This window comes from Corynebacterium epidermidicanis (assembly GCF_001021025.1).
Classification (GTDB): Bacteria; Actinomycetota; Actinomycetes; order Mycobacteriales; family Mycobacteriaceae; genus Corynebacterium; species Corynebacterium epidermidicanis.
Genome location: NZ_CP011541.1, coordinates 1,661,849 through 1,675,611 on the forward strand (window position 1 = coordinate 1,661,849; position 13,763 = coordinate 1,675,611).

Sequence of the window (13,763 nt, forward strand, 5' to 3'; positions counted from 1 at the left end):
TTCTTATGAAGTTCGATCTCAGCCCGATCGGTTGGACCGCTATCTAGCCGAAGACTTCCATGAGTTGGGCGCATCAGGGGCAGAAATTTTCAAAAGCACACGGCGGAGCGCGTGGCAAAATACACCAAATCCTCCGACCCCGAATTGATTCCGCAAGACATACGGGCCACACGCATCAGCGACGACACCGTTCTACTTACCTACAACCTGGACGAAGTCCACCGCAGCACTAACAGGTCTTCTCTTTGGCGCAAGCGTGACGACGGACAATGGGAAATGTTGCACCACCAAGGAACGATTCGCACGTGAACACCTAGGCATCGAACAAAACGCATACACGCACATAACCTGGTATGTCCTCAGTGCGCTAGGTCGTACCTCCGGAGTAGTACTCCTACCTAGATCGTGGAAAATCGGGCGAACATTGGGCTGCTGCGTAGGAGTACTACTGCGGAAGTACTACCTAGCAAGGGCCAGCCCGATGCGTGGCCAAGTGCACAATCCGAGCCAGAAAAACGCGTTTTCCTGTCTCAAATCCAGCTGGGCATCGTAATCAGAATAGATCGGTTCATCCCAAAACTTGACACTTCGGACAATAATACGAGCTCCGGTTCATGAATTTCTCTCGAATGATCAACGTCCCACACGCAAAGCACGGCTGACCCACCTGCCCATACGCATGTAATGACCTCGAAAAATAGCCTGATTCGCCATTCACATTCACGTACAAGGCGTCAAAAGACGTCCCTCCCAATTCCAAAGCCGCGCCCATGACTTCCCGGCCGGCGTCGATAAGCATGCGCACCTGCGACAACGACAGCTCACACGCTGGGGTGCGCGGGTGGATCTGCGCAGCCCAGAGCATTTCGTCGGCGTAGATGTTGCCCACCCCGGATAGGACGGTTTGGTCGAGCAGGACGCGCTTGATGTCGCTGCGCTTCGCAACGGTCTGGGCCGCAACCGCCTCGTCATCGAAGATCGGGTCGAAGACATCCCGGGCGATGTGCGCAATGGATGGCGGGATATTGTCGCTGTTCAGGGTGCCGAATTCCCAGGCGCCGAAGGTGCGTTGGTCGACGAACCAGGCCTCGGAACCTGTGTCCAAAAACAGCCGAGCGCGCAAGTGCTTGTGCATGCGCACACCCGGGTCCTTAATCAGCATTTGACCGCTCATACCGAGGTGTATGAGCAGGAACTGGTCGTCGGAAAGTTCGAGCCACAGGTACTTGCCGCGGCGACGGACGGCGTCGATAAGCTGCCCGGAGAGACGACTTACTTGCTCGGTCGCCCCGCCGGCTTGCCGACGCGCCACGCGCGGGTGGATGACCTCGGCACGGACAATTCGGCGACCGATGAGATGGGATTCGAGACCCCGACGGACAACCTCGACTTCGGGAAGTTCAGGCATTGCTCCAGCTTAGATCCGCGAACGTCGCCGTGGCACCCCTTGGGCCAGCACCAACGCGGCAAGTATTGCGAGCCCGCCCAACGCTTGCACAACGCTGAGGGATTCGCCCACGTAGAACACCCCGATAAGAGTGGCCACCAGGGGCGCGATCGGAGCGAGCAGCGAGATGCGTACCGCATCCAAAGCCGCCAGGGCCTTAAACCAGATCATGTAGGCGATGAGCGCCCCGAAAATACACAGGTACGCATATCCGGCGATCTGGCTGCCGGTGAGGCGTTCGGGAAGGCCTTCCCACGCGAGAAATGGCGTGAGCATCAAGCCACCAAGCGTAAGTTGCCAGGAGGTCACCGCAAGCTGCGAAACACCCTCGGGCCGACCCCACTTCTTGGCCAAGACCGTGCCGGTGCCCATGCACACGCTCGCCGCCAGCCCCGCAACGACACCCGGCAGCGTGAGGTGCGCCCCTGGTGTCAAGGTCAACGCTGCAACGCCGCACACAGCTAACAGGCCCGCCACGACTTGTGATAGCTGCAGCCGGGTGCCAAGCAGGGCTGGAGCTAGCGCCATGACCACCAGTGGCGAGGTATTGGTCAGCACGGATGCGACCCCATTGGGCAGCATGTAGGCCGCGAGGAAAAGGAAGCCGAAGAAGCCGGTGAAATTGAACAGGGCCAACGTGGTTGCTTTTGCCCACCAGCGACCTTGGGGCAGGCGTCGTTGCCAGAGCAACAGCAGCAGCCCTGCAGGAAGCGCACGCAAAACTGCGGCAAGAATCGGTCGACCCGGGGGCAATACTTCTGAGGTGACCACATAGGTGGTTCCCCAGATCACCGGCACAATAGCAGCTTTCAAAAATTCCATGACATTCCCAATAGTTTGACGTCAAAGTGTTTTGGCCAAGTTAGAATAACCCCTATGTCACTACCCGTCAACAGCGCGATCACACAATGGCACGATGCCTTAGATGGAATCGACCCGACGCCGATGCAAACGACCATGCGACTGAGCCGACTATTTCACGAGGTGGATGGGAAGATCACCGGAAACATCAAGCGTTTTGATCTACAACCTTGGCAATTCGACGTCCTAGCCACCCTGAGGCGAAGTGGCCCCCTCTGCGCCTCTGACCTAGCAGAATCCGCGCTAATCTCCGCCTCGGCACTCACCAACCGTATCGACCGACTGATCGCGCAAGGGCTCGTTACCCGCGACACTGACCCCCACAGCAGACGTCGCACCCTCATCAACCTCACCCCCGCCGGCCGGGAACTTATCGATGCCACCCTGCCCAGCCACCTCGAGACCTGCGCCTCAGCCTTCCCGCGCCTTAGCGCTGCGGAAAAGGCGCAGCTCGATGCGTTGCTCGCCAAAGCGCTCGGCGAGAACTAGCCGAGTTCAGCCGCCTGGGCTGCTTGTGCCCGCTTCGATTCAAACTCCGCCACCGTGAGATCCAGAAGCGCAAGGTATGCAACGTGGGCCGCATGCTGTTCGGCCAGCTTCTTGTTCTGCCCGCTGCCCTGCCCCAGCTCAACACCTTCGATGGTTACGGTTGCCACGAAGGTGGTGTCGTGGTCCGGGCCGGAAACTTCAGCGCTATATTCTGGCATTGCCAATTTGCGCTCGGCGACCCGCTCTTGCAGCATCGTCTTCCAGTCCTGGTTCATCGCCTTGGACGATGCCGTATCAATCTTGCGCTGGAATAGCCTCAGCACTACCTCGCGCGCTATCTCAAAGCCATGCTCCAGGTAAATGGCTCCGAGCAGAGCTTCCGTTGTGTCGGCAAGAATGGAGTCCTTGGTGCGACCGTCGCTGAGTGCCTCACCTTTCCCGAGCAAGATGTGCTCACCAAGTCCGATTTCTCGAGCGATGTCCGCCAAGCCGTAGCGGCTCACGATCCCTGCGCGCATCTTGGAAATATCCGACTCTGGGCGAGTCGGATACTGCACGTAGAGCTGATTTGCGACAGAAAGTCCAAGCACCGCGTCGCCCAGGAACTCAAGTCGCTCATTGTTCGGCAAGTTCCCGTTTTCGTTTGCGAAAGACCGGTGCGTGAGTGCTAGTCGCAAGCTGTCGTCGCTAAGCTGCACGCCGAGAGCGGTCAGCAAGGGGGCGTGATCGACCGCAGCGAAGGCCTTCTCTAAAGCGGGAAGTCCTGTTTCGCGGTGTTTTTTGCGGCTCACTTGAACTTCTCCAGACCTGCCCAGCGCGGATCGATGAGGTCGTTTTCTTCGCCCGAAACGCCATCCGGAGCGGGCACCTCGTCATCAGAACATTCGAGCCCGAAGTCCTGGCAAGTAGGATTGAATGGCAGCTCCAGACCAACCACGTCGATCACAGATTGCAGCAGGTCAATGCGGTTATCGACGACCATCGGTAGCTCATCTTCTTCCGAATCAGGATCGTCACCCTGGATGAAATCCGCCGAGGCTGCAAACACTTCATTGATGTGAAAAGTACGTTCGGGGTGCAGTGCATCTAGGCAGCGAGCGCATTGCCCAGTCAGTTTGGCGGTAACATCGGCGTCCACCATAATGCCTTCGCCAAGCGGGGTCAGCGTGGCAGCCACACTGACTTCTTCGCCTTCGTCGATGGCCATCATCGCGATACCAATGCGAGCCGGGCTCGGACCGGTCTGAGTACGGGTTTCCGGCATTAAGCCACCGCGCAGCAGGGCTGCACAGTCAAAAATAAAAGGAGATGTCATAGCGCTAGTTAGCCTACTCTTGCCGGGGGCCGAAACTGTTATTCGCCGTAATCGTGGGAGTCAGCGGGAGTGTGCGTGCGACCGCCGCTCGACGCCCCGGTCGCACCTGCCCCACGACGAATGGCAGAACGGTCTCGCGACACTGCCCGCAACGTTGCCGACAGCGACTCCTCAAATTCAGCCAATTTGCCGTCTACATAAGCGTCACATTCGCTGCGCAAGCGGTTGGAATCAGTATGAGCTGCGTCAACGACCCGATGTGCTTCTTCGTTCGCGCGGCGCACCACTTCGGATTCAGAGACCAAGCGGTGCTGCTCAGCAAGACCTTCATCCACAGCACGCTGGTAAGACTCGTTGCCCTTTGCTTCCAGACGGGCAGCTTCTGCGGAAGCTCGATCAACCATAGCGGTGGCATCGCGGTGAGCGGTGTCCACCAGGTGAGCTGCCTCGTCCTCAGCCTTTGCGACTAACGTGTGCGCGCGGTTTTCGGCATCAGCGACCATGGCATCGGCATCTTCACGAGCACGTGTCACGGTTTCATGTGCCTCGGCATTTGCATCCTCGACGATGAGTCGGGCACGATCCTCAGCTCCGCGAATAATCTCGTCGCGCTGGTCGAGGACATCCTGCGCGTCATCGACCTCTACCGGCAATGCATTTCGCAGATCATCCAGCAAAGCAAGCATTTCGTTGCGAGGAACCATACAGTTAGCAGTCATTGGAACGCCGTAAGCTTGCTCGACGGTTTGAACCATTTCATCCAGGGCTTCAAAAACGCGGTACATGGTTCCCAAGCGTACCTGTGGATTCGCCTCAGCACCGGCTACCACGCGCCTACATGAAGCACTTTTTACCCAGGGCCCCTACCAAGTATCGCAAGAGGCCAGGCACCACCCCGCGCAAACAAAAGCACCCCAGCAGGCCACTGGTCATCTGAACCAGCGTGCTGAGGTGCTCAAGGTCCGAGAGCGACTTAGATTACGCCCTGGGCAAGCATTGCATCGGCAACCTTCTTGAAACCGGCGATGTTTGCGCCGATCACGTAGTCACCTTCGTGACCATATTCCTTAGCGGTCTTAGCCACGTTCTTGAAGATGCCCGACATGATCTTCTGCAGACGATCATCGGTGTACTCGAAGCTCCACGAGTCGCGAGAGGCATTCTGCTGCATTTCCAGCGCGGACGTCGCAACGCCACCAGCGTTGGCTGCCTTACCCGGACCAAAGTGGATACCCCGTTCGCGGTAAACCTCGATAGCCTCGGCCGTCGACGGCATGTTGGCGCCTTCTGCGACGAACTTGCAGCCGTTATCTGCCAGGGTGGCGGCATGCTCACCGTTGAGCTCGTTCTGCGTAGCACATGGCAACGCAACGTCACATGGCAGATCCCAGATGGAACCGTCGGTGTGATAACTCGCCCCCTCGACTTCATCCGCGTACGCAGAGACACGTTCGCGACGCACTTCCTTGATGTCTTTGAGCTTTTCGACGTCCACGCCGTTCGGGGTGTGTACCCAGCCGGAGGAATCCGAGAACGCGATGACGGTAGCGCCCATTTGCTGAGCCTTTTCGATCGCGTAGATTGCGACATTGCCGGAACCGGAGACGATGACCTTGGCACCTTCCAAAGAAGCTCCGCGGGCGGCCATCATTTCCTTGGTGAAGTACACCGCGCCGTAGCCGGTAGCTTCGGTACGCACGAGGGAACCGCCCCAGGTAAGGCCCTTACCGGTTAATACGCCGGATTCGTGCTGGTTGGCGAGGCGACGGTACTGACCGAACAGGAAACCGATCTCACGGCCTCCCACGCCAATATCACCTGCTGGAACATCGCGGTACTCACCGATGTGGCGGTACAACTCGGTCATAAATGATTGGCAGAACCGCATGATTTCCGCGTCAGACTTGCCCTTTGGATCGAAATCGGAGCCACCCTTGCCGCCACCGATTGGCAGGCCGGTCAGCGAGTTCTTGAAGATCTGCTCAAAGCCGAGGAACTTAACGATGCCCAGGTTGACCGATGGGTGGAAGCGCAAACCACCCTTGTATGGGCCGAGCGCGGAGTTGAACTGGACACGGAAACCGCGATTGACCTGGACTTGACCTTCATCATCAACCCAAGGTACGCGGAAGATCAGCTGGCGTTCTGGTTCGCACAGCCGCTGGATCAGGCTGTAGTCGGCGTAGTGAGGATCCTTTTCCAGGACAATTTTGAGTGAGTCGAGAACTTCGGCAACTGCTTGGTGAAACTCTGGCTCACCCGCATTGCGCTGGAGCAACTTGTCATAGTATTCGGAAACTTGGGTCTCAATAGACATGTTTCACCCTTCCTGGAACAGCGAGATAACAGCTTCGCGGTTCGGATATGAAGTGTAGCGCTACCCGAAAGTTAGTCGAGAGACTGCTCGACCGCGGGCCTTAAGACCCGCTACACTATGTTCGCAACTGTGGCGTCACAAACTCCCATACCCGTTCTGCGACACTGCAAAGTGGTTATTTGACCACTGGTCACTTTTGCAGATTCAACAGTTTGCCAGACTCTAGGTTTGCTCCCTGTCGGCCCTGCAAGAACTAACCGGCGATATTTGCACTCTACCAAATAATTTGCATGAAATTCTCTACCAACCTGCGCTTTCAGCCAATTTTGCCAAGTTTTGTAAGGTACATCACAAGCAGAAACACTACCCGCGGTACGCTGCATAAACAAAGCTCTCGGTACGGAAATTATCGCTAACCTTTGAAAATTTAACATTGTTCAACAAAGATTTCCCGTCCGGGAATTTCATTCACACATTGAAAGTTATGCACTAACATGAATATTATCATCGCGCCGGATTCCTTCAAGTCAACCGCCTCCGCCCCTGAGGTCGCGCGACACCTCGCCACAGGTATTCAACGTGTTTGGCCGGAAGCTCAGATAACAGTCGTGCCTCTTGCGGACGGCGGGGAAGGCACCGCTGCTTGCTTCGACGGTGTCACAATTACTTTGCCCACCACTGACGCTGCCGGAAGACTCACCGAAGCAAGCTACGTCTTCGACGACGGAACCACCTCCGGGCTGACCCAAGCCTTTATCGATGTCGCAGCCGCTTCCGGACTTCCCGCCGTAGCCGACAACCCGGTTCCCCTCACCGGAGACACCTACGGCACCGGGGTCCTCATCGCAGATGCTATCGCCAATGGAGCCCAGCGCATTACCCTGGGCTTGGGTGGCACCGCCACCATCGACGGCGGCACCGGCATCCTCGTCGCACTCGGAGCTCCCGCGATGAACGCTGCGGGACATCCCCTCCGCCAGGGCGGCGCTGCTCTCGTTGACTTCGATCACTTTGACACCGCCCAACTCAATATCCCGGCTGCTGCAGCCGAGTGGGTGCTGCTGACCGATGTCAGCGCCCCTGCCACGGGCCCTCAGGGAGCAGCCGCCGTTTTTGGGCCACAAAAGGGCGCTTCCGAAACAGACGTCGAGCTCCTCGATCGCGCACTGGCCACCTTATGCGAAAAAACCGGCGTTGACCCCCATCAACCTGGCTTCGGTGCCGCCGGAGGTCTGCCCATCGCCATCACCGCTCTCTCCACGATTGTTCACGGGACCGCTGACCACGTGCACATCTTGCCCGGCGCGGACATCGTCGCTGAATCGGTGGGCCTCGATGCCTTGATTGCCGACGCCGACGTGGTGATCACAGGCGAAGGCAGCTTTGACCACCAATCCCTGCTTGGCAAGGTCACCGGTATGGTCCTCAGTCGCGCTCAACGCGCAGGGAAACGGGCCATCGTGGTGGCCGGAGCGTTGCAGGACAAGCCACCAGCAGAGGTGTTAGGGATCGAGCTCATCAACGACCCGGACGTCGAAAAGCAGCTAGTTGAGGCTGGCGAGCGGATTGGCGCTGCGCTTAAGGCTCAATAGCTACTGTCCACGGAAACACTGCGTCGACTTCAAAGGCCTCCTCGTTGTGCAGCGCAACGGGCTCCGCGGGGAGGTCAGCCTGAGGCGTGAGGAATCGCGAAAAGAGCATCGCCGTTTGATTGAGTGACCGCACGGAACCGTCGATATCCACATAGAATCGGCTCGGTACTCCGTCGCCTTGGGCGCGCAGCTGCTTTTCGACGTCCGCATCCATCGCCACTGGCTGTTGTCCTCTGACGGTAACTTCAGCCCCCTCGACTTCACTCATGCGGTTCGCGAGGCGACTAAACCGCGCGAGCAGTCCGTCGAATTCCGCTTCTGGAACTAGTACGTCGAAAACAATTGCAGGCATGAAAACAGGTTAGCTAATACCCTTGGGTTTCATGACATTACCGATGCATTCTCGTCCAATCCCCATGCATACCATGGCGGATGGCACGCTCAAGCAAGTCAACCCCATGACCGGCACCGAAGTGTGGACCGTGCCAGGTCGCGGGAATCGGCCGCTGGGGATCGCCAGCCCCAATCCAGTAGAGCTCAGCCCAGAGCAGCACCGAAATGCCTGCGCTTTCTGCAGCGACCGACTGCTGCACACCCCACCAGAAAAGGCCAGAATAGTGCGCAAAGATGGCCAGTGGGACATGCTGCGGGGAGTTCTTCCGGGCGAGTTGAACGCAACGACCGCGGAGTTTCGTCGAGTACCCAACCTCTTTGAGATCGTCTCTTACGACTATTGGTACCGCAACTACGGATTCACCATGGATAGCGAGACTGAAAGTCGCATGCAGAATTACCTTGACGACGAGGCCGGAAAGGCACACGTGTGCGCAATTATTCGCACCCGGCTCAAGGCGTCCGGACAGGCAGCGGCCGACGTCGATGCGCTGTCCGAAGATGAACTTCTCACCCACGCCCCTGGGTATTTTGCGGGCGGACATGACCTCATCATTGGTCGTCGCCACTTCGTCGACGGGGCCACCCATGACAACCAGTTAGCCTCCTCCGGCACCCTGACCCCAGATGAACACCGCGCGCTCATCAGTTTTACTATCCGCTCGGTCGAAGATCTCTATGCCCATAACCGCTACACGCCTTACGTTGCTGTGTTTCAAAACTGGCTCAAGCCCGCCGGAGCGTCCTTCGATCACCTGCATAAACAACTCGTTGCTATCGACGAACGCGGCGTGCATGCCGAAGAGGAAATCGCCCGACTGCGCACCAATCCGAACATGTACAACGAATGGGCGGTTGACTACGCGCATGCCCGCAACCTCGTGATTGCTGAAAATGATCACGCAGTATGTTTCGCGGGTTTCGGCCACCGCTACCCCACCCTGGAAATTTACTCCAAATCTGCTACCGCGCAGCCTTGGCTACAGACCAGCGAAGAGACGAACGCGATGAGCGATCTTATCCACGCTTGCCACGCCGCCGCCGGCCCCGAAGTGCCGTGCAACGAAGAATGGCATTACAAGCCAGTTGACCTCGATATCCCCATGCCTTGGCGAGTGATGATCAAATGGCGAGTATCCACTCTCGCGGGTTTTGAAGGTGGCACCAAGATCTACCTCAACACACTTTCCCCATACGACATCCGTGACCGCGTGGTTACTGCGCTCTACCGGTTGCGTGAGGACAACCTGCTCGCCCCTGGCATCCGAATCGCCTCCGAAGCCCGGGTAGAGCGCAACAGTTTGAAATACAATCCGCTCCTGCAGTAATTGCTCGTTACGGTGCCTGGTTTCTACTGTGCCCTTCCACACACTAAGGTAGGGCTAAACCACATAACTCAAGGAGGGCCTCACCATGCATAACGTCGCGAACATTATCCGGGATCTCAATGTCGATGTGAGCTGGCAGCGGGCCTTCTACGAGGACTTGCACACCCACCCTGAGCTGTCTTTCCAAGAAGAACGCACCGCTGCCCGTATCGCAGAGAAGCTCACCGAGTTCGATTGTGAGGTCACCACCGGCATTGGTGGCAACGGAATCGTCGCGATCTTCCGCAACGGCGAGGGGCCTACCGCGCTGATGCGCGCGGATTTCGATGCCCTCCCTGTCGAAGAAACCACCGGAGTGCCCTTTGCCTCCACGGCCACCGGCACGACAGAGGAAGGGCTAGTCACCAAACTCATGCACGCCTGTGGCCATGACATGCACACCACCGCACTCCTTGGGGCTTGCGCGTTTATCGACGCCGCTCGGAGCTCCTGGTCCGGCACCTTCATCGCGCTTTTCCAGCCCTCTGAGGAAAACGGTATGGGTGCGATGGCAATGGTCAACGACGGACTCGCCAACCACATTCCCCGCCCCGATGTTGCTTTTGCCCAGCACGTCGGTCCAGGTCGCGCGGGAGAAATCATGTCGATGCCCGGACCAGCACTTGCCGCAGCAGACTCAATTGACATCGTGATTCATGGCAAGTCCTCCCACGGATCAATGCCGCACCTTTCCGTTGACCCCACCTTTGTTGCCGCGATGATCGTGGTTCGACTCCAAGGCATAGTGGGACGCGAAATACCACCATCCGAGTTTGCCGTGGTCACGGTGGGCACGCTTGCATCCGGCAACACCAATAACACCATTCCAGCTAAAGCTCGACTGGTGCTGAACTGCCGAACCTACAATGACGAGATCAAAAAGAACCTCTACGAAGCCATCGAACGCGTCGTACAGGCCGAATGCCAGGCCTCCGGATGCCCGGCACCGGCAGACATCACCTATTTCTCCCACGCCCCGCTCACCGACAATTCGCCAGAGGTCTACGAACGTGTGCGCCCAGTGTTTGACGATGTTTTTGGGGCATATTCTGTCGACGGAACTCCCTGGACCGCATCGGAAGACTTTTCCCAAATTCCACGTCACTTCGACACGCCGTACTTATTCTGGATGGTTGGTGCCACCCCAGCGGCCCAATGGGAAAAGGCAGTTGCAGAGGACCGCGTGTTGGAAGACATCCCAAGCAATCACATGGGCAACTTCCTGCCGGATTATAAGCCAACAGTAAAGGCCAGCACCGAAGCAGCAGTTGCTGCGGTGCTGACCTATCTCGCAAACTAACTTACAGGTACTTGATCAAGCCCAGCTCGGCTGGGCTTGCCAGCAGTTGGTGACGTGGGATAACCCGGATGGTGTACCCCAATGCGCCTGGGCGCGCGAGGTCAACCTCGACGACATAGCGGCCTTCACCATTGTCGGTCATCGGCAGGATCGTCTTGTTAGCCAAGTCTCCGTGTCCGTCCACGTCGCCGACCACAGCCTGGACTAGAACATCGCCGTCGGTAAGCACGCCAAGGTCTACATCAACCGAAATTCGAGCTCGTTCTCCGGAGGTGATCACGCGGTGGGCGTCGAGCGCGTTTTCCACGCGCACATCGCTCAAGCCTATGTTTTGCCAGCCTTGCTGAACTCGGTTGCACCAGTTCACAAACTGCTGAGCAGCGTCGTTGTCGCGCATCATTAGGCGGGCGGCGTGGTTAGCTGGCCGGTAGTACTGCTCGGTGTAGTCGCGGACCATGCGGGTGCAGGTGACCATTGGTGAAAGGGTCACCATGGAACGTCGCACCATGTCAAGCCACTTGGTTGGCAGGCCGTCCTGATCACGGTCGTAGAACATCGGAGCAATTTGTTGCTCGAGGAGATCGTATAAAGCTTCGGCCTCGAGGTAGTCGCGGAATGCCTGATCCTCGGTCTCCACGGTAGGGATGGTCCATCCATAGTCTTCCTGTGGCATTTCATCCCACCAGCCATCCGAGATGGAAAGCGTTAGGCAGCCATTCATTACCGCCTTCATGCCGGAGGTGCCAGAGGCTTCCTGCGGGCGAACCGGGTTGTTGAGCCAGATATCCGAGCCCGAGATGAGGTAACTTGCAAGTCCGATGTCGTAATCCGGCAGGAAAATGAATCGGTCTCGAACGCCGGCTTCATCGGCGAAACGCACGATTTCCTGCATGAGCTTCTTGCCACCCATGTCATGTGGGTGAGCCTTACCTGCGATGACGAACTGTACTGGTCGCTCTGGATTAAGCAGAATGCTACGCAGGCGCTCAGGGTTCTTCAGCATCAGCGTCAATCGCTTGTAGGTGGACACCCGGCGGGCGAAACCGACGGTGAGCACGTTTGGATCAAGCACGCGCTTCGTCCAAGCCAGTTGGGCTTCGTGCTGGCCACGGTTCAGACCGGATTTCTTTACCGATTCGCGTGCAACCTGGACCAGGTCCGCGCGGAGCTTATTTCGGATCTGCCAGAGTTCTTCGTTGCTCACAGCATCCGCATGTGTCCACTCATCGAGTTCGGCGAGGTCTCCGTGTCCGGCGAAACGCTCAATGACATCACGCATTTCCGGCTTCGTCCAAGTGGGAAGGTGGACGCCGTTGGTGACAGAGCCAATAGGGACTTCATCAGGCTCATAGCCCGGGTAGAGGCCCTGGAACATCTCCCGAGACACCACACCGTGCAGCTTCGCCACACCGTTAGCATTCTGCGAAAGGCGCAAGCCCATGTGCGCCATGTTGAATCGCTGCGGATCAGCCTCCGCGCCAAGGGCCAACGCGCGATCCAGCGGCACTCCGCGGAACAGCTGCTTGTCCTCTGGCTGTCCTTCGCCCAGGTAGCGACGCACCAGGCTCATATCAAAGCGGTCGATACCAGCAGGAACTGGCGTGTGGGTGGTGAAGATATTCGCAGCGCGAACCTGGGCGAGCGCAGCATCGAAGCTCAAGCCTTCGGCCATGCGCTCTCGGATGCGCTCGAGCCCCAAGAAACCGGCATGGCCTTCGTTCAGGTGAGCGACCCGTGGACGTGCGAGTCCCCGTGCATCACAGAACGCATTCACGGCACGCACGCCACCGACGCCCAGAACGAGTTCTTGCTTCACGCGGTGTTCCGAATCGCCACCGTACAGGCGGTCGGTTACTTCCCGCATGTCTGCGGAGTTTTCTTCAATGTTGGTATCCAGCAGCAGGAGTGGAATGCGGCCCACGGCCGCTTCCCATAGGGCGATCACAATGTCACGACCCTCAGGGAAGGCCACGGTGACCTTAATTTGCTGCCCCTTCTCATCGAGTACCGGTTCCACCGGCAACAGTGCCGGATCGTGGTATTCGTAGTGCTCTTCCTGCCAGCCATCACCCGACAGCGACTGGGTGAAGTAGCCGTAGGAGTACAACAGGCCCACACCGATCAGTGGCACACCGAGATCTGAGGCGGATTTCATGTGGTCGCCGGACAAAACACCCAGGCCACCTGAGTAGATAGGAAGCGAAGGGTGGATACCGAATTCCATGGAGAAATAGGCCGCGATTGGATCGTTGGAGCCCAGGTCTGATTCGCCGACCGTAGCTTGGTCTTCGATTTGGTGCTCAGCATGGGTGTGCTGGTACCAGCAAGAACCTTGCAGGTACTCGTTGAGGTTTGCCTCCTCTGCACGCACCCGGGCGACGTATTCGTTATCTGCTGCCAGTTCCTGGAGGCGAGCAGCGGGAGCATTCATCAAGATGCGACGCGGGTTTTCATCGAAAGCGCTCCACTGCTCCGGTGCGATTTCGCTGAACAGCTCGCGGGCTTCCCGACGCCACGACCAGCGCAAATTCATTGCAATCCGCCACAGCGGAGTCAACTCAGTAGGGATGGACTGGACAACGTTCACAGTATTAGTTGGTTTCACCCTATCCACTTTGCCACAGCCTGATGATTCCGCTACTTGAACCCCACTTTCCAGGTGATATCACCTATCGACAATCC

The 13,763-nt window shown here is 57.9% G+C and carries 12 protein-coding genes; 4 read left to right on the forward strand and 8 right to left on the reverse strand.

All coding sequences use genetic code 11. The features are described 5' to 3' along the window. Nucleotides 1–568: 568 nt before the first annotated feature. Both mutM and CEPID_RS07725 read right to left on the reverse strand, forming a co-directional pair. Nucleotides 569–1,408, reverse strand: a complete 840-nt coding sequence (gene mutM, locus CEPID_RS07720) for a bifunctional DNA-formamidopyrimidine glycosylase/DNA-(apurinic or apyrimidinic site) lyase (protein WP_047240482.1) — start codon at nucleotides 1,406–1,408, stop codon at nucleotides 569–571. Nucleotides 1,409–1,417: 9 nt separating this feature from the next. Further along, complete coding sequence (locus tag CEPID_RS07725; protein WP_047240483.1) at nucleotides 1,418–2,269, reverse strand: EamA family transporter; 852 nt, start codon at nucleotides 2,267–2,269, stop codon at nucleotides 1,418–1,420. Between the two features lie 54 nt (nucleotides 2,270–2,323). Between CEPID_RS07725 and CEPID_RS07730 the strand changes: the two genes are divergently transcribed. Further along, nucleotides 2,324–2,797: a MarR family winged helix-turn-helix transcriptional regulator gene (locus CEPID_RS07730; protein WP_047240484.1), complete on the forward strand. Its 474-nt coding sequence runs from the start codon at nucleotides 2,324–2,326 to the stop codon at nucleotides 2,795–2,797. Here the strand turns inward: CEPID_RS07730 and rnc are convergent. The 4 genes from rnc to gdhA form a co-directional block, all read right to left on the reverse strand. After that, complete coding sequence (rnc, locus tag CEPID_RS07735) at nucleotides 2,794–3,588, reverse strand: ribonuclease III (protein ID WP_047240485.1); 795 nt, start codon at nucleotides 3,586–3,588, stop codon at nucleotides 2,794–2,796. The two genes, CEPID_RS07730 and rnc, sit on opposite strands and share 4 nt — an antisense overlap. Next, entirely contained in the window at nucleotides 3,585–4,112 is a 528-nt protein-coding gene (locus CEPID_RS07740) for a YceD family protein (RefSeq protein WP_047240486.1), read from the reverse strand. Before CEPID_RS07740 ends, rnc begins: the two co-directional genes overlap by 4 nt. Nucleotides 4,113–4,150: 38 nt before the next feature. Continuing rightward, a complete protein-coding gene (locus CEPID_RS07745; protein WP_047241429.1) occupies nucleotides 4,151–4,897 on the reverse strand; it encodes an SPFH domain-containing protein in 747 nt (248 codons plus the stop codon). A gap of 188 nt (nucleotides 4,898–5,085) precedes the next feature. Continuing rightward, entirely contained in the window at nucleotides 5,086–6,429 is a 1,344-nt protein-coding gene (gdhA, locus tag CEPID_RS07750; protein ID WP_047240487.1) for an NADP-specific glutamate dehydrogenase, read from the reverse strand. Between the two features lie 494 nt (nucleotides 6,430–6,923). Here gdhA and CEPID_RS07755 point away from each other — a divergent pair, with 494 nt between their 5' ends. Then, a complete protein-coding gene (locus CEPID_RS07755) occupies nucleotides 6,924–8,021 on the forward strand; it encodes a glycerate kinase (protein ID WP_047240488.1) in 1,098 nt (365 codons plus the stop codon). Here the strand turns inward: CEPID_RS07755 and CEPID_RS07760 are convergent. After that, nucleotides 8,008–8,373 carry a hypothetical protein gene (locus CEPID_RS07760; RefSeq protein WP_052843444.1) on the reverse strand — a complete coding sequence of 122 codons (366 nt, stop codon included), beginning with the start codon at nucleotides 8,371–8,373 and terminating at the stop codon, nucleotides 8,008–8,010. The two genes, CEPID_RS07755 and CEPID_RS07760, sit on opposite strands and share 14 nt — an antisense overlap. A gap of 31 nt (nucleotides 8,374–8,404) precedes the next feature. Here CEPID_RS07760 and CEPID_RS07765 point away from each other — a divergent pair, with 31 nt between their 5' ends. Next, nucleotides 8,405–9,742: a DUF4921 family protein gene (locus CEPID_RS07765; RefSeq protein WP_047240489.1), complete on the forward strand. Its 1,338-nt coding sequence runs from the start codon at nucleotides 8,405–8,407 to the stop codon at nucleotides 9,740–9,742. Nucleotides 9,743–9,827: 85 nt separating this feature from the next. Further along, on the forward strand, nucleotides 9,828–11,081 hold the full coding sequence (locus CEPID_RS07770; protein WP_047240490.1) for an amidohydrolase: 1,254 nt from the start codon (nucleotides 9,828–9,830) through the stop codon (nucleotides 11,079–11,081). A 1-nt stretch (nucleotide 11,082) separates the two neighbouring features. Here the strand turns inward: CEPID_RS07770 and glgP are convergent, their stop codons facing one another. Continuing rightward, nucleotides 11,083–13,686, reverse strand: a complete 2,604-nt coding sequence (gene glgP, locus CEPID_RS07775) for an alpha-glucan family phosphorylase (protein WP_047240491.1) — start codon at nucleotides 13,684–13,686, stop codon at nucleotides 11,083–11,085. Nucleotides 13,687–13,763 lie beyond the last annotated feature (77 nt).